22 protein-coding genes are annotated in these 25,148 nt (G+C 66.5%); 6 read left to right on the top strand and 16 right to left on the bottom strand.

Annotation, left to right across the window (positions count from 1 at the left end; all coding sequences use genetic code 11):
• The first annotated feature begins 65 nt into the window (after positions 1-65).
• Positions 66-641 carry an acyloxyacyl hydrolase gene (locus QF040_RS24845; protein WP_429613245.1) on the top strand — a complete coding sequence of 192 codons (576 nt, stop codon included), beginning with the start codon at positions 66-68 and terminating at the stop codon, positions 639-641.
• A 1-nt stretch (position 642) separates the two neighbouring features.
• Here the strand turns inward: QF040_RS24845 and QF040_RS24840 are convergent, their stop codons facing one another.
• From QF040_RS24840 to QF040_RS24830, 3 genes are read right to left on the bottom strand one after another with little or no spacing between them, the layout of a single operon-like run.
• A complete protein-coding gene (locus tag QF040_RS24840; protein WP_429613244.1) occupies positions 643-1,623 on the bottom strand; it encodes a lysylphosphatidylglycerol synthase domain-containing protein in 981 nt (326 codons plus the stop codon).
• A 16-nt stretch (positions 1,624-1,639) separates the two neighbouring features.
• On the bottom strand, positions 1,640-2,911 hold the full coding sequence (clsB, locus tag QF040_RS24835) for a cardiolipin synthase ClsB (protein ID WP_429613243.1): 1,272 nt from the start codon (positions 2,909-2,911) through the stop codon (positions 1,640-1,642).
• 13 nt (positions 2,912-2,924) lie between these two features.
• Entirely contained in the window at positions 2,925-3,713 is a 789-nt protein-coding gene (locus QF040_RS24830) for an endonuclease/exonuclease/phosphatase family protein (protein WP_429613242.1), read from the bottom strand.
• Between the two features lie 219 nt (positions 3,714-3,932).
• Between QF040_RS24830 and QF040_RS24825 the strand changes: the two genes are divergently transcribed.
• Entirely contained in the window at positions 3,933-4,367 is a 435-nt protein-coding gene (locus QF040_RS24825; RefSeq protein WP_429613241.1) for a serine/threonine protein kinase, read from the top strand.
• A gap of 91 nt (positions 4,368-4,458) precedes the next feature.
• Here QF040_RS24825 and QF040_RS24820 read toward each other — a convergent pair whose 3' ends face one another.
• The 9 genes from QF040_RS24820 to QF040_RS24780 form a co-directional block, all read right to left on the bottom strand.
• Positions 4,459-4,914 (bottom strand): Spy/CpxP family protein refolding chaperone, encoded by a 456-nt coding sequence (locus QF040_RS24820; protein WP_429613240.1) that lies wholly within the window; start codon positions 4,912-4,914, stop codon positions 4,459-4,461.
• Between the two features lie 270 nt (positions 4,915-5,184).
• Entirely contained in the window at positions 5,185-6,258 is a 1,074-nt protein-coding gene (locus QF040_RS24815; RefSeq protein WP_429613239.1) for a flavodoxin family protein, read from the bottom strand.
• 86 nt (positions 6,259-6,344) lie between these two features.
• Positions 6,345-7,241, bottom strand: coding sequence for a pirin family protein (locus tag QF040_RS24810; protein WP_429613238.1), 897 nt, complete (start codon positions 7,239-7,241; stop codon positions 6,345-6,347).
• An 87-nt stretch (positions 7,242-7,328) separates the two neighbouring features.
• Positions 7,329-8,765 carry a carotenoid oxygenase family protein gene (locus QF040_RS24805; protein ID WP_429613237.1) on the bottom strand — a complete coding sequence of 479 codons (1,437 nt, stop codon included), beginning with the start codon at positions 8,763-8,765 and terminating at the stop codon, positions 7,329-7,331.
• Between the two features lie 110 nt (positions 8,766-8,875).
• The gene (locus QF040_RS24800) at positions 8,876-9,667 is read right to left on the bottom strand and encodes a GNAT family N-acetyltransferase (protein ID WP_429613236.1); all 792 of its coding nucleotides are present in this window, start codon (positions 9,665-9,667) and stop codon (positions 8,876-8,878) included.
• On the bottom strand, positions 9,664-10,809 hold the full coding sequence (locus QF040_RS24795; RefSeq protein ID WP_429613235.1) for a biosynthetic peptidoglycan transglycosylase: 1,146 nt from the start codon (positions 10,807-10,809) through the stop codon (positions 9,664-9,666). The genes QF040_RS24800 and QF040_RS24795 overlap by 4 nt, the downstream gene beginning before the upstream one ends.
• Before the next feature lie 133 nt (positions 10,810-10,942).
• On the bottom strand, positions 10,943-11,521 hold the full coding sequence (locus QF040_RS24790; RefSeq protein WP_429613234.1) for a hypothetical protein: 579 nt from the start codon (positions 11,519-11,521) through the stop codon (positions 10,943-10,945).
• Positions 11,502-12,431 carry an exosortase Q gene (gene xrtQ / locus QF040_RS24785; protein ID WP_429613233.1) on the bottom strand — a complete coding sequence of 310 codons (930 nt, stop codon included), beginning with the start codon at positions 12,429-12,431 and terminating at the stop codon, positions 11,502-11,504. Before xrtQ ends, QF040_RS24790 begins: the two co-directional genes overlap by 20 nt.
• Before the next feature lie 18 nt (positions 12,432-12,449).
• Entirely contained in the window at positions 12,450-14,510 is a 2,061-nt protein-coding gene (locus QF040_RS24780; RefSeq protein ID WP_429613232.1) for a VIT and vWA domain-containing protein, read from the bottom strand.
• Between the two features lie 205 nt (positions 14,511-14,715).
• On the opposite strand from QF040_RS24780, the gene creD reads away from it, so the two are divergent.
• The 3 genes from creD to QF040_RS24765 all read left to right on the top strand — a co-directional run bounded on the left by creD (position 14,716) and on the right by QF040_RS24765 (position 20,566).
• Positions 14,716-17,469: a cell envelope integrity protein CreD gene (gene creD, locus QF040_RS24775; protein WP_429613231.1), complete on the top strand. Its 2,754-nt coding sequence runs from the start codon at positions 14,716-14,718 to the stop codon at positions 17,467-17,469.
• 11 nt (positions 17,470-17,480) lie between these two features.
• Complete coding sequence (locus QF040_RS24770; RefSeq protein WP_429613230.1) at positions 17,481-19,883, top strand: penicillin-binding protein 1A; 2,403 nt, start codon at positions 17,481-17,483, stop codon at positions 19,881-19,883.
• Positions 19,884-19,960: 77 nt separating this feature from the next.
• Complete coding sequence (locus tag QF040_RS24765; protein ID WP_429613229.1) at positions 19,961-20,566, top strand: hypothetical protein; 606 nt, start codon at positions 19,961-19,963, stop codon at positions 20,564-20,566.
• On the opposite strand, the gene creC is transcribed toward QF040_RS24765, so the two are convergent.
• A complete protein-coding gene (gene creC, locus QF040_RS24760) occupies positions 20,560-21,999 on the bottom strand; it encodes a two-component system sensor histidine kinase CreC (RefSeq protein ID WP_307511807.1) in 1,440 nt (479 codons plus the stop codon). The two genes, QF040_RS24765 and creC, sit on opposite strands and share 7 nt — an antisense overlap.
• A 124-nt stretch (positions 22,000-22,123) precedes the next feature.
• A complete protein-coding gene (creB, locus tag QF040_RS24755; RefSeq protein WP_429613228.1) occupies positions 22,124-22,915 on the bottom strand; it encodes a two-component system response regulator CreB in 792 nt (263 codons plus the stop codon).
• A 569-nt stretch (positions 22,916-23,484) separates the two neighbouring features.
• Between creB and QF040_RS24750 the strand changes: the two genes are divergently transcribed.
• Positions 23,485-24,429 carry a YcjF family protein gene (locus QF040_RS24750; RefSeq protein ID WP_429613227.1) on the top strand — a complete coding sequence of 315 codons (945 nt, stop codon included), beginning with the start codon at positions 23,485-23,487 and terminating at the stop codon, positions 24,427-24,429.
• Position 24,430: 1 nt separating this feature from the next.
• Here QF040_RS24750 and cueR read toward each other — a convergent pair whose 3' ends face one another.
• A complete protein-coding gene (cueR, locus tag QF040_RS24745; protein ID WP_013538501.1) occupies positions 24,431-24,832 on the bottom strand; it encodes a Cu(I)-responsive transcriptional regulator in 402 nt (133 codons plus the stop codon).
• On the bottom strand, positions 24,829-25,023 hold the full coding sequence (locus QF040_RS24740; protein WP_206176408.1) for a heavy-metal-associated domain-containing protein: 195 nt from the start codon (positions 25,021-25,023) through the stop codon (positions 24,829-24,831). Before QF040_RS24740 ends, cueR begins: the two co-directional genes overlap by 4 nt.
• Between the last annotated feature and the right edge of the window lie 125 nt (positions 25,024-25,148).

Genomic DNA, 25,148 nt, shown 5'->3' with positions numbered 1-25,148 from the left:
TCGGTGCCCTGCGCTGGAAAGTAAACATGCGTTTTCTTCCGTTATCCGCACTGGACACCCATCACATGAAATCACATCCTTGCGCGCCCCTTCGGGCCGCCGTGTTCGCAGGCCTTTTCGGCTTGCTGGGCACGGCGGCCCATGCTTTTGGCGATGACACCCGCGGCTTCTACATCGACGGCGGCCATGCGCGGCACGGCGAGAAGGGCGACACCAACTCGGTCAGCGCGGGCCTGACGGTGCCATGGTCGATCACCGAGCGGCAGCCCGGCGGCCCGCTCAGTTCGTACCTCGACTTCTTCGTGAGCAACTGGCATGCGCGCGCGCTCGACGATGGTCCGCGCAATTACCTTCAGGTCGGCGCGATCTACACCTTGCGCTACCGATTCGGTGGCGGCACGTCGCCCTGGTTTGCCGAAGGCGGTGTCGGCGCCACGTTGATGAACCATGTCTATCGCACACCCGACCGCAGCTTCAGCACGGCCTTCCAGTTCACCGAGGTGCTGGGCATCGGGCGCAGCTTTGGCGACAACGGAGCGCACGAGCTCTCTCTGCGGGTCCAGCATTTTTCGAATGCCGGCATCAAGAAGCCCAACCCGGGCGAGACCTTCCTGCGCCTGCGCTACACCTATCACTTCTAGGCTAGACGCCCGGGGCGCGACCAGACAAGCGACGACGGCGGCTGCGGCGCATGCGCATCTCGGCGACGAGGTAGGCGCCCAGCGCAACTGCCAGCGGCAGCAGGTAATACAGGCCGCGATAGGCCAGCAGCGCACCCAGCAGCGTGGTCTCGGCCACCTGGTAGGACAGCAGCGCGACGAACACCGCTTCCAGCACGCCGAGCCCCGCCGGCACGTGCGTGACGACGCCGGCCACCGCCGCCACCAACAACACCGCGAGCACATGCGGATAGCCGACCTGGCCCTGCAGCAGCAGCCAGATCACCCCGCCCATCAGCGACCAGTTCAGGCACGACATCGCCAGCTGCAGCAGCGCCATCGCGAGCCCCGGCGTCTTGAACGTGTGGCCACGCACGCGCCACACGCGCCCTGCCGAGAAAGCGCACAGCGCGAGGTAGCCCACCGACAACGCCAGCAGCACAGCACCCAGCACGCGCAGGCCGCCGCTGCCGATCTTCCATTCGGGCGGCAGCGCCATCGGCCAGAAGAAGAAAGCCGCGCCGGCCACCACCAGGTAGCCCAGCCAGTTGGTCAGCATGCTGAACCCCAGCACGCGGGTGATGGTCGCGTTGCCGAGACCCAGGCGCGAATAGAGCCGGTAGCGAAACGCCACGCCGCCGACCAGCGAGCCGAAGTTCAGGTTGAAGGCATAGCTGATGAAGGTCACGCCCATCACCGTGCCGGCGCCGAGCTTGTGCCGCGTGAGATGCCGGCCGAGCAGGTCGTAGGTGCTGTAGAGCACGAAGCTGCATGCGGCCAATGCGCCGGCCGCGAGCAGCGTCATCGCGGGCAGCGCGCGAATCGCCTGGAACACCTCGTTCCAATCGATGGCCCGTGCCTGGGTCACCAGCAGCCACGCGACGAGCCCGAAGAAGCCCCACACGACCACCCGGCGGGCCCAGGGCCACCAGGACTGGCGAGCGAGGGCCATCGTCGTGCTCATGCTTTTGCTCACGGGCTCATGCCGCTTCCGTCGGCGTCGCGCCGCCGGTGTTGTTGCTGTTCTTCTCGTTCTTCTGCCGCTCGGCCAGATCGGTCGCCTCGGCCGGCGTCAGGCGCGGCACGTGGCGCGGCAGGCGGTCCAGCCACGCGGGATACCAGCGCAGGAAGTGAAAGATGAAGAAGCTGCGCACCAGCCGCCATCCGCTCCACTCGCTCGCGAGGTCTGTCGTTTCGATGCGCTTGCAGCTCTCCTGCATGAGCTGGTCCATGCGCTTCCACAGCACCTCGTTGAAGGCCTTGTCGCGCACCACCACGTTGGCTTCGAGATTGAGCGACAGGCTCAGCGGATCGAGGTTGCTCGAGCCGACCGTGCTCCAGCGGTCGTCCATCAGCGCGACCTTGCCGTGCAGCGGCCGGTCGCAGTATTCGTAGATGCGTACGCCCGCGTGCAACAGGTGGTGGTACAGCATACTGGCGGCGGTCTTCACGATCGGCATGTCGGGCTCGCCCTGCAGGATGAGCCGCACATCGACGCCACGGCGCGCGGCGCGGCGCAGTTCCTTGATGAGCCGGTAGCCCGGAAAGAAATACGCGTTGGCGATCACGATGCGCTCGCGCGCCGCGCGGATCGCCGCGCGGTAGTGGCGCTCGATGTCGTTGGTGTGGCGGCGGTTGTCGCGCGTGACGAACATCGCGTCGGCTTCACCCGCTGTGAGCTGCCGCACCGGCGGCGCCTGCTTGAGCCGGCGGCGAAACCACCCCGCGCCCTTGCCGCCGACGGCGATGGCGCGCAGCACGAACTGGTGGATCTCCGCGACGATCGGGCCCGCGAGTTCCACCGCCCAGTCCTGCTTGGCCTTCGGACCGAAGTCGAGCAGGTGGTCCGCGGAATAGTTGATGCCGCCGACGAAGGCGCGCTCGCCGTCGACCACCACGATCTTGCGATGCATGCGGCGGAACACGTTGAGCCGTTGTCCCATGAAACGATGGCCGGGGTCGAACACCCGCACCTTCACGCCGACCGAGGTGAGGCCCTCGATGAACTCGCGCGAGAGGTCGGGCGAGCCGAAGCCGTCGATCATCAGGTCGACCTTGGCACCGCGCTGCGCCGCTTCGCGCAGCGCCGCGTGCAGCCCGAGGCCGACCTTGTCCTCGAACAGGATGAAGGTCTCGACGATCACTTCGCGCTGCGCCGCACGAATCGCGTCGAACACGCGCGGGAAAAATTGCTCGCCGTTCTCGAGCAGCTCGATGCGGTTCCCGCCGACCCAATGGTTGCCGTGGCTCATGGTGCGGCCCGTCTCAAAGATCGATGTCCGCCACCAGCGGCGCGTGGTCCGACAGGTGCGACCACGGCCGGCGCGGCAGCACCACCGGCGCATGCACGCCGGCGTTGCGCACATAGATGCGGTCCAGCGGCAGCATGGGAAAACGCGAGGGAAAGGTCTTGGCGGCGCGACCATTCGCATGCACGAACACCTCGCGCAGGTCGGCGCCTTTCTCCAGCACCTCGTGTGCGCGGCCGCGCCAGTCGTTGAAGTCGCCCGCGACGATCAGCGGCGCATCGGCCGGCACTTCGTCGCGCACGATGTGGCAGAGCAGTTCGAGCTGCTGCTGGCGATGCGCTTCGGCCAGGCCCAGGTGCGCGCAGATCACATGCACATCGACCGTGCGGCCCGGCAGGCGCAGCACGCAGTGCAAGAGGCCGCGCTTCTCGGGGCCGCTCACCGACACGTCATGGTTGCGGAAATGCACGATCGGAAACTTCGACAGCACCGCATTGCCGTGGTGACCCTTCGGGTACACGGCGTTGCGGCCATAGGCGAACTGCGGCCACATGGTGTCGGCCAGGAATTCGTAGTGCGGCGCGTCCGGCCAATTGCTCACCTTGCGCGAATGGCGCGAGTGCGTGCCCAGCACTTCCTGCAGAAAGACCACGTCGGCGCCGACCGTGCGCACCGCGTCGCGCAGTTCGGGAAGGATGAACTTGCGGTTGAGCGCGGTGAAGCCCTTGTGGGTGTTCACCGTCATGACCTTCAGCGAGGTCGGCGCGGGCGCATCGGCAACGGTTGGAATCGGGGAGGAAGACATCGGTTCTGACGTTGTACGTTGCCGCGCCGGGCCTGCCTGTAGGAACGCGCCACCTTCTTCCGTGCCTTTCGCGCGCGGGCGGCGGGCTCCTACAGGCGGGCCTGCCCCACCCCGACACGCCCGGCGCGAAGCGCCTCCTACGGTGATTTCAGGGCTGCGAAAGGGCAGCCCAAGGTTCTCCATCCATCACTCTTACGAGACAAGCAAAAGGAACTCACCATGAAGCAGAAGACCACTCTTTTTCGGGGCACGGTGCTTGCCGTGCTGATGGCCGCGGCCGGCGGCGCGATGGCCCAGGCGACGTCGATTCCCGCACAGCCTGATCCGTCCGTGGGCGGACAGGCCAGCACGATGACGCCGGCCGGCGTGGCCAATCCGCCGCAGCGCCCCGACAACTCGATGCCCGCCTCCCGCGAGGCCGTGAAGGCCGAGGCACGCGTGCAGAACCGCAACAACGCCAACAGCATGGTGCCCAAGGGCGAGGCGACGACCACGGTCAACCACCAGCCCAACGCAATGCCGCGGCCGACCGGGGAGCAGTCGCGTGCCGAAGTCAGCCAGCAGGCCCGCAAGGTGAAGCCGCAATTCGGCGAGAAGGGCGAGCGTCCGGCGGTGCCGACCAATCCGACCGAAAAGACCGGTACGCCGCAATAAGCAGGCAGCTCCAGCCGGACGGAAAAAAGCCCGCAGCGCTTCGTGCGCTGCGGGCTTTTTTCAGAGGCCGCCGTCACCGGCGGCCGGGTGCTCAGCTCTTGGCGGGCGCTGCGTCGCGCTGGCCGTCGTGGCCGCGGTGACCGTCATGGCCGCGGTGGCCGTGACCGCCGGCATGCACCGTTTCGGCATCGAAGGTCTTCTTCTGGTCAGCCGACAGCGCGGCGTAGAAGGTCTTCGTGGCTTCGGCGCGCTTGGCGAACATCGCGCTGCGCTCGGCCTGGCGAGTCTGCATGCGTTCCAGGCGCTCGGGCGTGGTCAGCTTGGCGAACTCGGCGCGGTCCATGCGCTGCGGGCGGGCACCGGCCGGCGGCTGGTTGGCCGTGGTGTAGGTGGTCCACGCGCTTTCCTGGGCGGCCGTCAGCTTGAGCTTGTCCTTCAGCGCGGCGAGGCGCTTGGCACGGTGCTCCTTCATGCGCTCCATGCGCTGGGCCGGGTCCATGCGCTTGTGCTGCGCCTTGGGGGCGGCGGTGGTGTCGGCCTGAGCCACTGCGCGGCGGGCGCTGCGGGCGTGGTGGTTGCGGCCGGCGCTTGTGCGAAGGCACCCGAAGAGGCGAGGGCGGCGGAGCCCAGGAGGCTGGCCCAGACGATGCGTTGGCGAAGAGAAATCATGAGAAGTGCTTCCTTTCGAAGAAGCCCGCCACCGAGGGGCAGCAGGTGAAGCGAAGTGTGGAAGACCTCTGTATCGCCTCCGTTAGCCCGGCGTGAGCTTGCGTAAAGAATGATGAACAGCGCGGTGCGCTGCGCTGTGCGATGGCGCTTATTTGGGCCGCGGCTGCTTCAGGCCCCGATCCGGCGATTGCAGCTTTCCCGCCCGCAATTCGCCGACCGCGCGAGCGACGGCGCGCGCGACATTGCGCACTTCTTCCTGCACGTCGGTGTCTTCGTCGAGCGCATCGTGGCTGGTGGCATACGGCTCGTAATAGCCGATGTAGCGGTCCAGCCGCGCTTGCGCGCCCGCGTCGACGAGCCCCATCCAATCGAGCCAGTCGGTGAGGTTGCGGCGCACGCTCTCGACGCCGGCCACGTCGCCGTGCACCACCACACCATAGACGCGGCCCTCCAGGTGCTTGGGATAGCCCCAACCCTGGAGCTCGAGCGCCTTGGCTTCTTCGGGTTTCTTGCCGTGCGTGCTCGTGGGGTCGGGGTTGCCGCCGTCCGCGCAGACGAGGCGATCGATCATCAGCTTGAGGGGGCTGGCGGCCTGGTACCAGTGCGTGGGCGTGAGCAGGATCACGCCGTGCGCGGCCACCCAGCGTTCGTAGATCTCGTTCATCCAGTCGCCGGTCTGGCGCAGCGAATGGTTGGGATAGCAACTGCAGGGCCAGTGGCACAGCGGCATGGCGGTGGAGACGCAGCCCTTGCAGGGGTGGATGTGCCGGCCGTACTCCGAGGTGAGATGGCTCAGGTCGAGCACGTCGGCTTCGACGCCGCTGCCTTCGAGCACTTCGCGCGCCAGTTCGGTCAGGCGCCATGTTTTGGAGATTTCGCCGGGACAGGTGCCATCGTTGCGCGGCGACCCGTTCACCAGCAGCACGCGCGAACGCGTCTGCGGCTGGCCCCAGACAGCCTGCGCTGCATCGATGCGCGCCTTGGCTTCGAGCCAGTCCACCGACAGGTCGTAGTCGGGGTCCGCATAGCCGGGCCCCGCCTTGCGCGTGACCGGCGCCTTGCGGCCTTCCTGGTACGCCTCCCACGCAATCAGTTCGATGCGCTGGAGCGAATCGGACTCGGCCTTGAACGCCGGATCCTGGAACGGCTGCATGAAGCGGTCGTGGAACTGGGCGCGCTGCAGCGTCTCGGGCGCCTGTCCTTTGCGGATCGTGGGGGGCATGGCCGGAATCTATGCGGCCGCGCGCCGGCACAGAACCACGCGCGATGCCGACTTCCGGTAGGCGCGCGACTACAGATCAGCTCAGCTCAGCCGAGCTGGCCGTTCTGGAAATCGTGCACGGCCTGCTTCACTTCCTCCTGCGTGTTCATCACGAACGGCCCGTACTGCGCGATCGGTTCATGCAGCGGCCGGCCCGCGATGAGCAGCGCGCGCGCCGGGCTGTGGTTGGTCGCGCCCGCGCGCAGCACCACGCCGTCGCTGCCGGCGTCGTTGGCGAGGATCGCCATGCGGCGCGTCGGCACTTCGCTCCCGGCGATCCAGAGCGATTCGCGGAACACGTAGACCAGCACGTTGTGGTCCGCCGGCAGCGGCTGCGCGAATTCGGCGCCGGGCGGCAGCGTGAGGTCCAGGTAGAGCGGCTCGGTGTGCGCGCGCAGCACCGCGCCTTCGATGCCGTGGCTGGTGCCGGCGATCACCCGCACGTGCACGCCTTCGGCGGTGGTGTATTCGGGAATCTCCTCGCTCTGGATGTCGCGATACCAGGGTTCGCGCATCTTGTCCTTGGCCGGCAGGTTGAGCCAGAGCTGAAAGCCTTCCATCAGGCCTTCTTCCTGCTCGGGCAGTTCGCTGTGCACGAGGCCGCGGCCGGCGGTCATCCATTGCACCCCGCCGTTTTCAAGCAGGCCTTCGTGGCCGGCGCTGTCGCGGTGGCGCATGCGGCCCGCGATCATGTAGGTGACGGTTTCGAAGCCCCGGTGCGGATGGTTCGGAAAGCCGCCGATGTAGTCGCCCGGGTTGTCGCTGCCGAAGGCGTCGAGCATCAGGTACGGATCGAGCCGCTTCTGCAGCGGCTGCTGCAGCACGCGGGTGAGTTTGACGCCGTCGCCGTCGCTGGTGGAGACACCGGCCACGATGTGGTCGAGGCCGCGGGGCGTGGCGACGGGTTCGGTGGGATGGTTGGCGTTCTTGGTCATGCGGCCCATGGTGTCACCAACCCGCTGACCGCACCACCGGTGGGGATGAGCGCGGGCTCCGCAAGAACGATCGAGGGCGCAAGGCCCGCCACCTGCTCACGCGCGCTCTTCTGCGCGTTCTTCTTCGAACCAGTTGCCATGAAAGCCGACCGGCACGCGGTGCGGCAACAACGCCGTGCAGACCGGGCCCTTGGCGATCGCTCGGGCGTCGAAGATCACGAGGTCGCTGGTGTTGGTCGCGCCGCGCCACACGGTCGCGAGCAGCCAGCCGTCGCCTTCTTCCGCATCGGGCGAGCGGGGAACGAAAACGCCTTCCGACACCACATCGGGTGCGGGGAACATGTACATGTCGCGCTCGGTCTTCTGTTCGGCCTGGGCGTGATCAATGTGGACCAGGCCCGCATAGAGCCGCGGCGGCGCGCCGGGCGCCGGTTCCGCATGGCACGCATACCAGCCATGGCGGTAGGGCAGGCCGGCGAAGCGTTCGTCCATGCGCGGGAACTCGCCCGGAATCTGCGCGAGCCGCGTCTGCGTGAATTCGCGCGACGGGTTCGACAGGTCGAACTGCCAGCGCACCAGCCAACTCGGCGGCGGCACGTCGCTGGCGGGCGAGCCGTCGGGCTTTGGGAAGAGGGGCGGCGTGTCGAACTGGAACACGTCGGCGAACAGGCTGCCATCGGCTTCCCAGGCGTTCATGACATGGAACGCGTAGCAACTCGGGCCGCGCCACCAGACGATGTCGGCCGTGCTGCCGTCGCGCGGCATCACGCCGACGCGGGTGCCGTATTCGGGCTCCCAGGCATAAGGCGGCCGGCCGCTCTGGGCGCGCTCCATGCTGGCGGTGAGCGGCATGATCGGGAACATCACATGGCGGTCGGTCGCCATGAAGTCGTGGACCATGCTGGCGTAGGGCGCCTCGAAATGCTCGAAGCGCGTGACGCGGCCCTCGGGCGAGATCACGCCGAAGCTCATGCCGTTGGAGAGCTTCGCCGGTGTGCCGTAGCCGAAGAACAGCAGCTCGCCGGTGCGCGGATCGGTCTTCGGGTGGGCGGTGAAACTGCCGCTCAGGGCCCCGTCGAAATCAGTGGCGCCCAGGGTGGCGAGCGTGGGCAACTCGAAGCCGATCGGCAGATGCGCCTCCTCGAGCGCGAGCAGCCGGCCGGCGTGGGCGATGACGTTGGTGTTGCCCGTGCCGTCGTGCTTCGGCGGCGGTTCGTCGCTGACCCTTGCCTTCTGGAAGCTGCTGGTCAGGTCCCGCCCTTCGGTGGCGGCGCGCCAGAGATCGGTGCGCAGCCAGCGGTTGCGGTAGTGCACCTGGCCGTCGGCCAGGGTGAACGAATGCAGCATGCCGTCGCCCGCGAACCAGTGCGCCTTGGGGTCGGGCACCACCGGGTTCGGGCCGTTGCGCACCAGCGTGCCCCGAAGGCCTTTGGGCAAGACGCCTTGCAGCGGCAGCGGCCCGAGTTCCGTTTCGAAGTCGATCGGCGCCATGTTGGGCGGCGGGGCGTTGCGAGGAAGGGTGACGTCGTTCATCGGGGCTCCTGGGTTCGAGGGAAGATCGCCCGATATCTTGCGGCATCCGCGCCCGCCTTCGAACCCCGCAAAACAGCCAGGAAAAGAGCCGGCCGTCTGGGGACGAACCCTTACCTAGGCCACTGCTGGCGCTGCCAGTAGCGGTATTGCCAATGCGTTTGAAAGCCGGCGCGCCGGTAAAGCGACAACGCCGGATGATTCTGCGCATCGACCTGCAGGAATACGCGCTCGAAACCCTTCGTCAGTGCCGCTTGAGCGAGCCCCGCCAGCACGCGCCCCGCGAGGCCCCGGCCCCGGTGCGCCTTGTCGGTCCGCATGCCGTGCACGCTGGCCCAGCCGTGTCCGAAAGCCATCGCGCCCGCAGCCACTGTGCGGCCGTTTTCGCGCACGCTGGCATAGAGCGAGCCCTTGGCGCGGGCCAGCGCGCGCACGCGATGGGCGCCATCCACCGGATCGAAGCCCTCGCCGAGGAACAGCGCCGCCCAGGCGTCGTCGGGTGCGCGATCGACATCGGCCAATGCGCCGGCACTCGCACCCGCACTCGTTCCCGCGGCCGCGACCTGCCGCATCTGCCGCACCGTTCCGATCTGCACGCAGGTGGGATGGTCTTCGACGTAGTGCCGCCGCTCCAGTTCGGCCCGCAAGCTGTCGAAGCACTCGGCGTCGGCCAGCCGCAGCGCGGGCACGACCTGACGGCTGTCGTAGCGGTCCTCGATGCGATCGAGCGTGCCGGCGTCCACCGCGCTGCGGTGCAGGGGAACCGCCGAGCGCGCACGCTTGACGGTGCCGCCGTCGAAGGGCAGCAGCCAACCGTCCAGCTCTTCGGACGCTTCGGGCGACACCGCCGCGACGGTGGCGCGCTCGATGGCTTCGATGTCGGCAACGCTCGGCATTGAACTCATTGTGTGTTGGCCTCCGGGGCAACGTACTTGGCCGCCGCCACGCTCTTGAGCAGCGCCTCCCGCTGATTGCGGCTGATGCCGCGCACGCTTTCGGCGACCCACTTGGTGCGGTCGGGATCGATCTGTCCGTCGCGCCGCCATTGCTCCAGCACGGCCTGCGGCTTGTGCAGCATCGCGGCGAGCCAGACGGCCTGTGCGGGCTCCAGCGTGCGCGCGCTGCGCTTGAAGTAGCGCCGCGCCGCCGCCTCGGCGCCGCAGAGGTTGCCGCCCCAGGGCGCGTTGTCGAGATACAGCTGCAGGATGCGGGCCTTGCCCAGCGTCTGTTCCATCTCGACCGCATAGAGCATTTCGCGCAGCTTGCGCTCGGCCGTGCGGTCGCTGCCGGTCACCAGCAGCTTGGCGAGTTGCTGCGTGAGCGTGCTGCCGCCGCGCTTGGTCTGGCCTTCCTTCTGGTTGTTGTCGATCGACGCGAGGATCTCGGTGATGTCGTAGCCCGCGTGCGTGAAGAAGCGCTGGTCTTCGGCCGCGATGACGGCACGCGCCAGCCAGCTGTCGTTGGCCAGCTTGGCGGACGGGCCGCAACTGGTGCGCGCCCCGAGCATCGCCTCGGTGCCCAGCCCCTCGACAGTGAACTGGCTGATGACGGGCTGCACCGCGAACGTGGCTTCGGGCAGCACCATCTGGGCGCTCACGGCGAGCGTGCCGCCGATGCGCGCGCGCTGCAGCTCGGGCAGCGTAGGCACCAGCACCGCGTACCAGCCCGCGATGGGCGCATCCTGGACCTTGGCGCTCAAGTGCAGATTCTTGGGGGCGAGGCGGCCTTCCCATGTGCCCTGGAGCATCTCCGTCTCGGTGGTCCGGGGCGTGGCTTCGAAGGTGCCGGCCAGCGTGTTGCCGTCGCGGCGCACAGTGGCGACCAGGCGCTCGACCTTGATCGGCTGCGTGCCGAGCGCCGGTACCTCGATGCTGCAGGGCTCGCAGCGCAGCTCCTGCAGGCCGGCCGCCTCTTTCCAGCTGAAGCGCACGGTGCCGAAACGGGTGTCCAGCGAATGGCCGTCCAGCCGCGGTGCGAACCAGGGCGAGGTGGCCAGGCGCATCGCCGTCGGGACACCGATCTCGAAGTGGAGCGGACCGGCCTTCACCGTCGTGCTCCATTCGCCCGCCGCCGGGGCCAGCGCGATCCTAACTATCAAAAAGATAGCTACAAGCGCTGTCAATACGAGGGCCAGCAGCCCGAAAAGCACAAATCGCAGGGTCTTCTTCACACACACGCTCTCACATCGGTCTCGCCACCGTGACGGCTTGCCACGGACCGGTCGACTGTCCACTGGCCGCCGACCAATACCAGGCTGAAGTGTCGGTGAAAGCCGTGCCTTGAGCATCGACGATGCGCTCGCAAACGCGGATCTTTTGCGCACCGTGCAGTTGCGCAACAAAACAGCGCCACAAACGCGCCTGTGCATCGCGTTCGAGGCGCGCCTGTTCGATGCGGTAGCCGAGCGCGCGGTAGCAGTCCGCGGCCGGATGGAGCATGCGCGTGGGCTGTTTCACCTCGCGCATCACGAGCGTCTGGGTGCCGTCGGTCATGCGGCCGATGGCGCCGGGGAAGCGGTCGGCGAAGCGCTGCTCGACCTCGCTCAACGCGAGCGGGCGCAATGGAACGCCGTCCCACTGGCTCGGCCACTCGTGCGAGGCGGCCATCGTTTCAGGGGCCGCCGGTGCCCGCAGCGCCGCAGCAGTCGACCACAGCATGCACAGCATGCACAGCAGCATCGCCAGCGCGAAGGCCGTCTTGTGGCCGATGCGGTTGATGAAATGGTTGGCGAACCAGCGCTCAAAGAACGGTGTCGACATGGCGGCCTCCTTGCGTGGTGATCAGGCCCGGAACGGGGTGGTCGGCGGGTTCCGGCACGGTGCGCGCGGGCACCATCAGGCGGGCGATGCAGCCGCACACGGCCGCCAGCACAGCGAGGCCCAGCGCGTTGTGCGCCCAGGGCGCCAGCGCGTGGCCCGCGCCTTCGAAGGCGATCAGCACGCTGTTGCGCACGATGTTGCCGGCCAGCACCAGCACGCCGACCATCGGCAGGTGCCGCAGGAATGCCTTGTCGCTGCGGCGCGCCCACAGCGCGATGGCACAGGCTGTGAAATAACCCAGCCACACCATCTGCACGCCGGAGCAGGGCGCATCGACGATCACCAGGCGGCTGTCCACCATCAGGCTCGTGCCCTCGCGCGCCACGTCGAAGCCCGGCGCGAGCAGCCAGCGGCTGGCCTCGGCCGTCACCACGCGCAGCGGATAGCCGGCGTAGAACTGCAGCGACGACAGCAGTGGCAGCGCAAGCACCGCAAGGCCCGCGACCGGCAATGCAGCCACGCGCCTCGGAAGGAAGGCCAGCAGGCCGCAGGCCAGCGCCAGCACAGCCACCAGTCCCGCCGCCAGCGGCGGCAGCGCGGGCACGACGCCGAGTCCCGAGCGCAACACCGTGGCGAGCACGGTGCCCGTGCCCGCGAGCGCCAACCAGCCCAGTCGCGGCGAAGCGCGCAACTCACGCCGGCATTGCCACGCCAATGCAGCCAGTGCGACCAGCGCCACGAGGCCCATCGGATCGTCGGAGCCGTCGCGCATGCGCTGGACCATCCACGCCCAGGTGGGCGCGAGCGCGGCGAACTGCAGCGCAAGCCAGCCGGCGGCCGGCGTGCGGTCGATGTGAATGCCCCAATCCACGATGCGCGGATGACGATGGGCGAGCGTTGCCAGAGACATGTTGTTCTTCCCGCGGCTTCAGGAGGTGAACCGGCGCGCGTCGTTGCGGCGCGCACGGCGGCGCAACATGGCCAGCATCGACAGCACGACGACGAGGGCGCCGAGCGTTTCGGGTTCGGGCGTGCTGGGCACCTCGGCACCCAGCGCCAAGTCGCTCACGCCTTGCGGCATCGGCAGCGGCTGGTTCACATCCACGCTGTTCTGCGGCGCCGGGTTGCGCACCACCTTGTCGACCGCGATGAAGCTCGTGTACTGCGTGAGCAGGCTGTACTTCAGGCCCAGCTCGGTGATGCGCTCCTTGAAGGCCACGCTGCCTTCGAGCGCTTCCTGGTCGCTCAGGCTCTGGATGCGATGGCGCGCCCACAGCGTGCGCAGCGCGGCGGTGTCCAGGCGGGTGCGGTCGTCGATGCGCACTTCCTGGCGGTACGGGTCGCTGGCGCTCCGGCCTTCGATGATCACGCGGCCTTTGGGTTCGCCACGCCACTTGCCGAACACGATCACCGGGCGTTCGCCGAGCACGTCGGGCAGGGCCTGCGGTTCCACGTCGTACACATCGAGGCCGCCGAAGGTGGCCTTCACGCTGGTGAGCACCGGCGACTCCACCATGCGGCGAAAGCGCGCGGCCTGCTCGGGCGCCTGCACCGGGTCGGTGATGATGAACGGCTCGCCCATGCCGGCACGGGCGATGCCTTCCATCAGGCTGCGGTTCACCGAAGAACCGATGCCGAAGGCGAACACGTTGGCTTTGGAGAGGTTGTTGCGCACCAGGTCGAAGGCTTCGCGCTCGACCGTCACGTAGCCGTCGGTCACCACGACCACGGTGCGCGACACGTTTTCTTCCTTCGGCTCGGCGTAGACGCGCTTGAGGGCCGGGATCAGCTCAGTGCTGCCGCTGCCGCTGTAGTTCTTGATCGTCGCGAGCGCCTGCTCGATGTTGGCGCGCGTGGCCGGCACCGACTTCGGCGAGAGCATCTTGTTGCTGCCGGAGAACAGCAGCACGTTGAAGGTGTCGCTCGGGCGCAGGCCGCCGATCAGGCGTTCGAGCACTGTCTTGGCGGTGTCGAGCGGAAAGCCGTGCATCGAGCCCGAGATGTCGACCACGAAGATGTAGTCGCGCGGCGAGATCGCACTGGCAGCCACTGCTTTCGGAGGCTCGACCATTGCGAGGAAGAAGTTCTCCGCGTTCTCACCCTGGCCCTTGTAGAGCATCAGGCCCGATTCGATTTTTTCGCCCGCGAGACGATAGTCGAGCACGAAGTCGCGGTTGTCGGCAGGGCGCCCATCGGCTGTGAGCGCGATGTCGGCGTGCTGGTCCTCGTCGCTCTTCTTCACGTCGATGGCGTGGGTGGTCGAGCGCACTTCCTTCAGGCCCATCGGCGTGTCGATGGTGGCCTTCAGCTTGAAGCCGGTGCTCGGCGCGACGCCTGCGTGCAGCGTGGGTTGCGCAGCCCACTTGGCTTGCGCGTTGTCCGATTGCGGGCTGTTGTAGCGCGGGCCGACCACGGTCGGGAACACGAACTCGTAGTTGCCCGATTGCGGCACCAGGAGTTCGGTGTAGCGCAGCTCCACCTTCACATCGTCGCCCGGCAGGATGTTGGCGACGTTCATCTGGAACACATTGGGCAGGTGCTGCTCGAGCAGCGCGGCGGTCTTGCCTTCTTTCTTGGCGGTGTCGTATTCGATCTGCGCCTGTTGCTTCTCGCGGATCTGCGCGGTGATCAGGCGATCGGCCAACCGGACGTTGAGGCCGCTCACGGCCGCCTTGGTCGAACCGGGGAACACGTACTTGGCTTCGATCGCGCGCTGGCCTTCGTTGCGATAGGTCTGCGTGACCGTGACATCGGCGATCACGCCCGAAATCTTCACGGCGACCTCGGTGCCCTTGAGCGGCAGCCGATCGACAGAAGGGTCGTCGCTCTTGACGAAGAAGTACGGGCTTTCTGTCTTGAGTCTTGGCCCGGCAAGCGCTTCTTGCGCATGCACCGGGCGCACGCCCATGGCGATGAAGCCCGCGGTCGCCAGGCTCACGGTGGCGAGCCAGAGCCAGCGGCCGGGACGTGGGGTGGTGGTGGCATCCATGGCGGGGGTCCTTGTCCGTGCGAACTTGCACGGCCGCAACTTTCTCTGCCGCACGAGAAGGCAGTTGGAAGGCTCTTTGAAGTCACACACCAGGAACGCCGCGCTGTGTGAAGCCTGTGTGAAGTGACCCGGCACCGGTGCTTCACACAAGCTTCGGGTCGCGCGGGGAGCATCGCCGCTTCGCTACAGACGAGGAGAAAAAACCATGCTTCAGTTCCTGAAGGCACTTCAGACATCCGTGCTGGCCAAGGTGGCCGGCCTGTTCTTCCTGACGTTGCTGCTTTGCATTCCGCTCGCGGAGATCGACTCGATCAACAACGCGCGCGGCGAGAGCCAGCGCGAAGCCGCCCAGGAACTCGCCGCCACCTATGCCAGCAGCCAGACCATGATCGGCCCGCTGTTGCTGGTGCCGTATGTCGAGCGCTGGATGGAGCCGCTGCGCGATGCGCAAGGCAAGGTGATCGGCCAGGAGCAGCGCAGCAAGGAAATGGTCCATGCGGTGTTTCCCGACAAGCTGCACATCGAAGGCTCGATGACCCCGCAAGAGCGCTATCGCGGCATCTTCAAGATTCCTTTCTACACACTCAACGCCACGCTGACCGGCGGCTTCACGGCCTTCGACCCCAAGGTCCTGCCTCACAGCGAAAACGATTCGAAGATCGAGTTCAAGGCGCCTTTCATCGCCTTCAACGTGAGCGACCTGCGCGGCCTCGACGGTTCGCCGGCGCTGGTGACGGGCGGCGAGGCACTGCGTTTCAAGCAGCGCGTGCCGGGCCTTGCCGACAACGCCTGGTTCGCCGATGGCATCCACGCACCGGTCACTGGCGCCGCACTCGCTGCATGGCAGGCCAACACGCCACTCACCTTCGAGATGAAGCTCGGCCTCGTCGGCCAGGACACCCTCGCGATCGCGCCCATCGCCGACGACACCACCGCACACCTCACCTCGCCCTGGGCGCACCCCAGCTTCGGTGGCCGCTTTCTCGCGGCGCAGCGCAACGTGACGCCGCAAGGCTTCGATGCGCAATGGCGCATCTCGTCGCTCGTGACCTCGGCGCGCGAACAGGTGCGCGCCGGACTCTCCGGCCGCGTCGATGGCAACGATGCAGCCGCAGTGGCAACGGCGAGCAGCGCGCGCCCGCAACGCAACCTCGGCCCGCTGCAGACCTTCGACGTGTCGCTCGCGCAGCCGATCAACGTCTATTCGATGAGCACGCGCGCCGGCAAGTACGGCATGCTCTTCATCGGCCTGGTGCTGATGGCGGCCTTCATGTTCGAGCTCTTTCGCAAGCTGCGCCTGCACCCGATCCAGTACGGCCTCGTCGGCCTTTCGATCGCGCTGTTCTTCCTCTTGCTGCTCGCGCTGTCCGAGAAGTTCGCGTTCTGGATCGCCTATGCGGCGTGCAGCCAGCGCCAGCGTTGCGCTGCTCGCCGTGTACTTCAGCGCCGTGCTCGGTGGCTGGCAACGCGGCCTGTCGTTCGGTGCCTTCATCGCGCTGTTGTACGGCGCGCTCTATGGACTGCTCGCCTCCGAAAGCAATGCGCTGCTGCTCGGCGCGCTGCTGATCTTCGGCATGCTGGCCACGCTGATGCTGGTGACGCGCAAGGTCGACTGGTATGCACTGTCGCGCCGCGCGGAACCCACCGCACCCGCTGCACAAGGCGCATGAAATTCCTGCGATCCGCGCTCGGTGCCCTGGGTTGGCTGGCCCTGGCAGCGCTGTGGTTCTGGGCCTGGCACCTGAAGGACCCGCATCTGCGCTTCATGCGTGCATGGGAGTTGCCGATGCTGCTGGGTGCGCTGGGGGTGGGCGCGGTGATTGCATGGCGCTTCGGGCGTCGCGCACTGCGGCCCGTGTCGCTCGGCCTGGTGTTCGCGGCGCTGCTCACGGCCCTCGGCAACGAAGCGGCGAGCCTGCATCACCGTGCGGCAGTGCCCACCTCATCCGGCCCCTTGGCGCAGATGCTCGGCGCGCACTTCATCGTCGGCTACGACGATGCGAAGGACCTGCACGAGCTCGCCCGCAAGGGCTTGATCGGCGGCGTGTTCATCACGGGCCGCAATGTGAAGGGACGCACGGCCATCGAACTGCGCAAGGAGATCGATGACCTGCAGGCCCTGCGCCGCGAAGCCGGCCTGCCTCCGCTGATCGTCGCGACAGATCAGGAGGGCGGCGCCGTGTCCCGTCTCTCGCCGTTGATCGAACGGCAGCCCGGGCTCGCGGCATTGCTCGATGTGGACGTGCCCGAGAACGAACTCGCGCAACGCGCCCACGCCTACGGCGCGCAGCAAGGCAGAGCGCTTGCTGCCCTTGGCATCACGCTCAACTTCAGTCCCGTGGTCGATCTGCGCACCGGCCGCGCGCCGGGCCGATGGGATCTGCACACCCGCATCGACGAGCGCGCCATTTCGGCGGACCCCGCACTCACCACGCAGGTGGCGCTCGCTTACGAGCAAGGCCTCGAATCGGCTGGCGTGCGCGGCACGCTCAAGCACTTTCCCGGACTCGGCGGCGTGACCGAAGACACGCATCACTTTGCCGCGACGCTGCGCACGCCCGTCGCCCGACTTGCAACACATGACTGGAAGCCGTTTCAAGACGTGTCCAGAAACTCGAACGCCGCGATCATGCTCGGCCATGTGCTCGTTCCGGAGCTCGATGCGGTCTATCCGGCCTCTTTCTCGCGCAAAATCGTGCAGCAGCTGATTCGCGGCGAGTGGGGCTTTCAGGGCCTGTTCGTCACCGACGATCTGACGATGGGCGCGGCCTACAACCGCGGGCTGTGCGATGCCACGGTCCGCGCCCTCGATGCCGGTGTGGACCTGGTGTTGATCGCCTTCGACCACGACAAGTATTTCGACGCCATGCATTGCGCGCAACAGGCCGCGCGACGCGGCGCACTCGACCTGCCGATGCTGGAACGCAGCGGCGCCCGCCGGCTCCAACCCCTTCGCTAGCCACTTTCTCTATGTTCAAACGTTCAAGCCCTTCCCGACCCGACGACGGCGCCACGCCGGACGAACGCAACGCCCGCTGGAAACGCATCGGCAAATGGAGTGCCATCGTGGCGGGCTCCGGCGCGCTCGTGGTGCTGGTCGCCTCCATCGTCGCGGTCGTCGCCATCTATCCGAAGCTGCCCGACATTTCCGAGCTCGCCGACTACCGGCCCAAGCTGCCGCTGCGCGTGTACTCGACCGAAGGCACGCTGATCGGCGAGTTCGGCGAAGAGCGCCGCAACCTCATGCCGTTCGCAAGCATTCCCAAGGTCATGAAGGATGCCGTGCTCGCGGTGGAAGACGCGCGCTTCTACGACCATGGCGGCGTGGACTACAAGGGCTTCGCGCGCGCCGCGGTGGCCAGCCTGAAGGGCGGCAGGAAGCAGGGCGCCTCGACCATCACGATGCAGGTAGCGCGCAATGTCTACCTGAGCTCGGAGCGCACGCTCAGCCGCAAGACCTACGAGATCATGCTGGCCTTCCGGCTCGAGCAGCAGCTCACGAAGGACCAGATCCTCGAGATCTACCTGAATCAGATCTACCTGGGCAATCGCGCCTACGGTTTTGCCGCTGCGTCGGAAGCGTATTTCGGCAAGCCCCTGCAGAACGTGACCATCGCCGAAGCCGCGATGCTCGCCGGTTTGCCGAAGGCTCCGGGTGCGAACAACCCGGTGGCCAACCCGCGCCGTGCGCGCGCACGCCAACTCTATGTGATCGACCGCATGCAGGAGACCGGCTTCATCACCGCCGAACAGGCAGCCGAAGCCAAGAAGGAAGAACTGCATCTGCGCGACGCGGCCGACCCGAACCGCCTGCATGCCGAGTACGTCGCCGAAACCGTGCGGCAAATGATGTACGCGCAGTACGGCGACAGCATCTACACCAGCGGCATGAAGGTCTACACCTCGCTGGTCGCGGCCGACCAGGCGGCAGCCTACAAGTCGCTGCGCAAGGGCATCATGGATTACGAGCGCCGCCAGGTCTATCGCGGGCCCGAGAAGTTCGTCGACCTGCCGACCGAGCAGAAGGAAGTCGATGAGGCCGTGGACGACGCGCTCGCCGAGCATCCCGACAACGGCGACGTGATCGCCGCCGTCGTGCTCGATGCCAACGCGAAGGAAATCAGCGCAGTGCGTGCCAACGGCGAAGCGATCCAGATCACCGGCGAGGGCTTGAAGCCCGCGCAGTCTGGCCTCGCAGCCAAGGCACCGCCCAACATCAAGATCCGCCGCGGCGCGGTGATCCGCGTGGCGAAGACGCCGAAGGGCACCTGGGAGATCACGCAGCTGCCCGAAGTGGAAGGCGCCTTCATCGCGATGGACCCGCGCAGCGGCGCGATCAAGGCGCTGGTGGGCGGTTTCGATTTCGGCAAGAACAAGTTCAACCACGTCACGCAGGCCTGGCGCCAGCCGGGTTCGAGCTTCAAGCCGTTCATCTATTCGGCCGCGCTCGAAAAGGGCTTCACCCCCGCCACCGTGGTGAACGATGCGCCGCTGTATTTCGATGCTGCCGCCAACGGCGGCCAGCCCTGGGAGCCGAAGAATTTCGAAGGCACCTACGAAGGCCCGATGCCGCTGCGCACCGCGTTGATGAAATCGAAGAACCTGGTGACGCTGCGCGTGCTGCAATCGATCGGTGCGCCCTATGCGCAGGACTGGGTCACCAAGTTCGGCTTCGACAAGGACAAGCAGCCCGCCAACCTGCCGATGGGCCTGGGGGCAGGCTCGGTCACACCGATGCAGATGGCGGTGGGCTACTCGGTGTTCGCCAACGGCGGCTACCGCGTCAACCCATACCTGGTCACCCGCATCACCGACATGAAGGACAAGGTCATCATGGAAACCGAGGCACCTGTGCTCGACGAAGCACGGCGCGCCATCCCCGCGCGCAATGCCTTCGTCATGGATTCGCTGCTGCAAAGCGTGGTCAAGGGCGGCACCGCGTTCAAGGCGCACCAGGCCCTGAAGCGCGACGACCTCTACGGCAAGACCGGCACCACCAACGATTCTTTCGACACCTGGTTCGCGGGCTTCCAGCCCACGCGCGTGGGCATCGCATGGATCGGCTACGACACGCCGCGCCAGCTCGGCGTGCGCGGCGAAACCGGCGGCAGCCTGAGCCTGCCGATCTGGATCGGCTACATGCAATCGGCGCTGCAGGGCGTGCCGGTCACGCAGCCGACTGCACCGCCGGGCGTGGTGAGCATCGACGGCGAGTGGTACTTCGACGACTTCACGCCGGGGCACAACGTGGCGAGCCTGGGCCTGGAGAACGCCGAGCAGGCGCCACCGCCGGTGGAAGAGCTCACCGGCGCGCCGATCGGGGCACCGCCTCCGCCTGAAGAGCGCAACCGCATCCTCGATTTCTTCAGGTAAACGCTGACCGAAAGGGACGGCACCGGGTCTCTACACTCGGTGCCGTCCCCTTTTTTCTTTGGCCGAACGCATTCATCATGGAAATCCTCACGCTGGTGGCGCTGCTTCTTGTCGGCGCTTACATCCTCAAGTCCAGAGACCAGCGCCAGCGCATCGCGCTGCTGGGCAGCCACCTCGGCCAGTACCAGATCGAGAAGCTCATGGAGAGCCTGACCCAGGGTTACCTCCGCTGCCTCGGCGAAGACGACCCCGAGCGCCGCCAGCAGATCTGGAGCCTGCTCGACACCACCGAAGAAAAGCTCTCGTCGCAATTCGACAGCTTCGCCGCCGGCTTCGCGCGCCTTCCCGAAGCGGACACGCGCGTGAGCAAGCTGCCCATCGCCATTCCGTACGCGCACAAGCTGTTCCCGGCCGGGACCTTCGACCTGCGCGAAGCGTTGAACATCCATGCACGCGGCATCGCCGGCGTGATGAAGAACGGATCGAACCGCCCGGCCAAGTCCAAGGCCTTCACCATGTCGGCGGAGCTGTTCCTGATGCAGCACACCTGCCACTGGTTCTGCAAATCGAAGACGGTGGCGTCGGCGCGCATGCTGGCGCGGCACCAGACGTCGTACGAGCAACTGCTCGATGCGGTGAGCCCCGAGACGCGCCGCGCCTACGGCACCCTGACAGGTCAGTGATGTGACAACAGCGGCAGCGTGAGCGTGGCCACCGCGCCGCCGCGCGTCGCATTGCCCAGTTCGATGCGCCCGCGGTGCAGCGCTGCGATTTCCTTGACGAACGCGAGCCCCAGCCCCGTGCTTTTCTTCTGGTTGTGCGGCCGCGCGAGCGAATAGAACTTCTGAAAAACCTTTTCCTGTGCGTAGTCCGGAATGCCGGGCCCGTGATCGCGAACACTCACCCGCGCGAGCTTCGCGGTGGTCTCCAGCGTCAGCAGCACCTCGCTGTCTGGCGGTGAGAAATCGATCGCGTTGTCCAGCAGGTTGCTGATCGCACGGCGCAACAAGAACGGGTCGCCTTCGGTGCTGGCTTCGGTGCGGATGTTCACCAGCAGCCGGATGTTCCGCTTGGCCGCCGCGGGCTGCGCGCTGATGGCGATGTCGTCGATCAGCGAAGCCAGTGGCACCGGCTCGGTGCGCTCCAGCGCGCGCCGCGTTTCGAGCGCGGTGAGCTCCATCATGCGGTCGACGATTTCCTGGATGCGCTGCGTCTCGCGTTCGATGTTCTTCAGGAACCGCTCGCGCTCCGCATGCGGCATCGACGGCTCCTGCAGCAGTTCGGCCGCCCCGCGAATCGCCGAGAGCGGGCTCTTCACTTCGTGCGTGAAGGTCTGCACGTAGTCGGCGACGTAGTTGCGGCCCGTCAGTGCGTCGCGCATTTCGCTGAAGCCGGTGCGCACCGCATCGACCGCGCGCCGCGCCATGCGCGAAAAGCTCAGGGTGCGCTGCGCGCGCACCCAGGTCCAGTAGTCCGAAATCAGCCCGAAGGGCCGCACCAGCCAGACCGAGACGATCACCGCCAGCAGCAACAGCGCCAGGCCCGAACCCACGCCCACCCACAGCGTGCGGGCCCGCGCGTCTTCCACGAACTGGCCGAAGCTCTGCACCGGCTTGCCGACGCTGACCATGCCGACGATCTCGTTGTTCCAGCGGATCGGCGCGCCCACGTACATCACCGAGGTGCGCGGATCGCCGTCGACATCGCGCGAGGTGCGCGCGCCATAAAGGCCGGCGAGCGTGCGGCTCACGTCGCTCCATTGCGAATAGTCGGCGCCCAGGTGCCTGCCGAGCGAATCGAACATCACGCGGCCGCTGCGGTCGGTGACGTACACGCGCAGTTCCACCTGGCTCTTGTGCAGGTTGTAGATCTGCGCGGAGAACTCTCGCGCGTAGACGGTGCGGAACAGCGGCTCCAGGCGCCCGGTGTTGATGGCGCCTGCGATCACATCCTGCTCGACCAGGCTGGCCATGAGCTGCGAAGTCTCGACCAGCGACTCTTCGGCCGATTCGCGGTAGCGCGGATCGATGTCCGATACCACGCGGTAAAGTAAAAAGGCGATGCCCGCCGTGTAGATCAGCAGGATGCCGATGAAGATCCGCGTGCGTCTTGTCAAAGCCTGGCTCTCCCCCAGGCTTGCCCACTTCGTGTGGCCTCCAACCCCCTCGCCGGGGGCAATACCTGCGGCCCGGCAAAGCCGGTTCCGCGGTATTCCCCGAAAAGGCAGACCGGGACCGGTGTCATGCCTTCGATGGAAGTTCTTCGTTCAGGGCATAGCCCGTGCCGCGCAGCGTGCGGATCGGCTCCACGTCGGGTGCCACCGCCTTGAGCTTGGCGCGCAGCGTCTTGATGTGGGCGTCGACCGTGCGGTCGAAGCTGTCGCTCGCGTCGTCCCAGACGTGTTCCAGCAATTCGTCGCGGGTGAAAACGCGGCCCGGCCGCTGCACCAGCAGCCGCAGCAAGCCGTATTCGTAGCGCGAGAGCTCCAGAAGCCGGCCGTAATAGCGGATCTGCATGCGCTCGTTGTCGAGCGCGAAGGGCATTGGCGGGGTCTGTGGGGCCGCTGGAGGCGGCGGGGGCAAATTTTGAGGGGGTACCCCGTTTCCGGGCCCTGCGGCCGTTCCGGGGCCTCCAGGGCTGTTGCGCGTGCTGCGCCGCAGGATCGTGCGGACCCGCGCGACCAGTTCGCGCGGCGAAAACGGCTTGGCGATGTAGTCGTCGGCACCCAGTTCCAGGCCCACCACGCGGTCGATTTCATCGCTGCGCGCCGTGAGAAACAGCATCGGGACCTCCGGCCCGCCCTGCGACTGGTTCAACGCTCTCAGGCGCTTGAAGAGCTCGAAACCGTTGAGATCGGGCAGCCCGATGTCCAGGATGGCCAGCGCGGGCGGCTCCTCTGCGAACTGCGCGATGGCTTCTTCGGCGGTGGCGCACCAGACCGGCGTGAAGCCATCGCTCTTCAGGACGTATTGCAGGGTGTCGGCGATGCCCGATTCGTCTTCGGCGATCAGGATCCGGGGTTTGAAGCTCATCCGCGAATGTTAGCGAGGGCAAAGAAGGACGGCGGGCCCGCTTTCTCGTCCGAGGCGTCGGGAACCGGCGCGGCCTTTCGCGGCCTTTTTTTTGGCGCGGCGCTCTTTCTGTCTTCTATTTCTTATTCTTCTTATTCAAATTAGTAGTAGTAGATAAGGGAAGCACTCTTCTGTGGAAAGGGCACTTTTTTCCTTATGTGACAACGACTTGTCATTGCTCTGTCACTGTGCGCAGCCGTGCTTCCGGGATGTACCCGCAAAAGGGACAACATTGGGTAACCCGCCCGCCCTGTGGATAACCCATGGCTTGTGCCAGAACTCTCCCCAGAGTTGTCCTTTGACAGCCCCTAGAAAATCTGCGAAAGGCGGTTTTCGGTCCGAAAAATCCAGTGCCTCTTATTTGGGCAATATGTAGATTTCCCTTTGAAATCAATCACTTGCCGCGCCCCTACACAGAAGTGCCGACGTTATCCACAGAGTTGCCCAAGTTTTGCGGGGACAACGCCAGAGGAACCTTCGCGCCGGTGGGCAACCCAACGCCGTCCTTCACATTGCAAAAAATTTCGAACATGACACCTTCAGAAACCAAGGCCATCGTGACCCTGAGCCTGCTGGCTGCCTTTGTCGACGGCGAGAAACACGAGCGCGAACGTGCCGAGATCAAGCGCATTGCGGAGGGCCTGTCGCAAGCCGACGGGCTGAACCTGCCGACGCTCTACCAGGACGTGCTGATGAAGCGCGTGTCGCTGGCCTCGGTGGCGGGTGAGCTGGCCAGCAACGAATCGAAGCAGCTCGCCTATGAGATGGCGGTGTGCGTGTGCGACGCCGACGGCGCGCAATCGGAAGCGGAGCGCATGTTCCTCGTGGATGTGCGCACCTCGCTCGGCCTCGATGCCTCGGCGGCGCGGTTTTCAGAGCAGGCGGAAGAAATTGCCGCGGTGCCTGTCGCGGCTGCAGCGGGAACTGCCGCGACTTCGGTTGCCGCCCCCAACGTGCCGGACAGCGCCGAGCTCGACAAGTCGATCCTCAACGCCTCCATCCTCAACGGCGCGCTCGAGCTCTTGCCCGAGACGCTCTCGACCATGGCGATCATTCCGCTGCAGATGAAGCTGGTCTACCGCATCGGGCAGGCGCACGGCTATCAGCTGGACAGCGGCCACATCAAGGATTTCCTCGCTACCGTGGGTGTGGGCCTGACCTCCCAGTACCTGGAGCAAGCCGGGCGCAAGCTGCTCGGCGGTCTGCTCGGAAAGATGGGCGGCGGCCTGCTGCGCGGGCTGGGCAACCAGGCCGTGAGCTCGGGCATGAGCTTCGCCTCGACCTACGCCCTCGGCCATGTGGCCAAGCGCTATTACGGCGGCGGCCGCACCCTCTCGACGCAGATGCTCAAGGATGCGTTCTCGGGCGTGGTGAAGGAAGGGCAGAGCCTGCAGACGCAATATCTGCCGGCCATTCAGGAGAAGGCCCGCACGCTGGATGCGGGCAAGGTGCTCTCGTTGGTGCGCGGCGCCTGATCTAGGCTTTGCCCAGGTCGTCGAGGATCGGGCAGTCCGGGCGTGCATCGCCGTGACAGCAATGCACGAGGTGCGCGAGCGTGTTGCGCATCGACTGCATATCCGCGATGCGCTGCTCCAGTTCGCCCAGGTGCTTTTCCGCAACCCGCTTGACGCTCGAACTCGCGCGCCGGCGGTTGTGCCAGAGGCCCACCAGCTCGGCGATTTCTTCCATTGAAAAACCGAGGTCGCGCGAGCGCTTGATGAAGCGCAGCGTGTGCACATCGGCCTCGCTGTATTGCCGATAGCCGCTGTCGGTGCGCGCCACCGCCGGCAGGAGGCCCAGCCCCTCGTAGTGCCGGACCATGCGCGCCGACACGCCCGAGAGGCGTGCGGCTTCGCCGATGGCGACCTGGACCGTCATTGAACGCCGTAGCCCGCGTTCTCGATCGCGGCAACGATGTCCTTGCGCGGCTGTTCGCTCAGCACGTCGACATGGCCGGTTTCGAGATCGACCGTGACCTGCGCTTCGGGATCGACCGTCTGCACCGCGTTCTGCACCGCGTTCACGCAATGGCCGCAGCTCATGCCCGACACCTGGAATTTCTGGCTCATCGTTCTGGCTCCTTCTTTGGTGGATGAATGAATGATTGAAATGAGCCGCCAGTTTGAACCCTCTCACGATGTCAACGTCCAGCGAAGGGGCACTTCAAAATCAGCCTTGACCTTGCCATGGTGTG

The sequence above is a fragment of the Variovorax sp. W2I14 genome (genome assembly GCF_050435205.1).
In the GTDB taxonomy this organism is placed as follows: domain Bacteria; phylum Pseudomonadota; class Gammaproteobacteria; order Burkholderiales; family Burkholderiaceae_C; genus Variovorax; species Variovorax paradoxus_C.
Note: the sequence above shows the minus strand (reverse complement) of the source record. Positions and strands in the feature narration are given on the sequence as shown.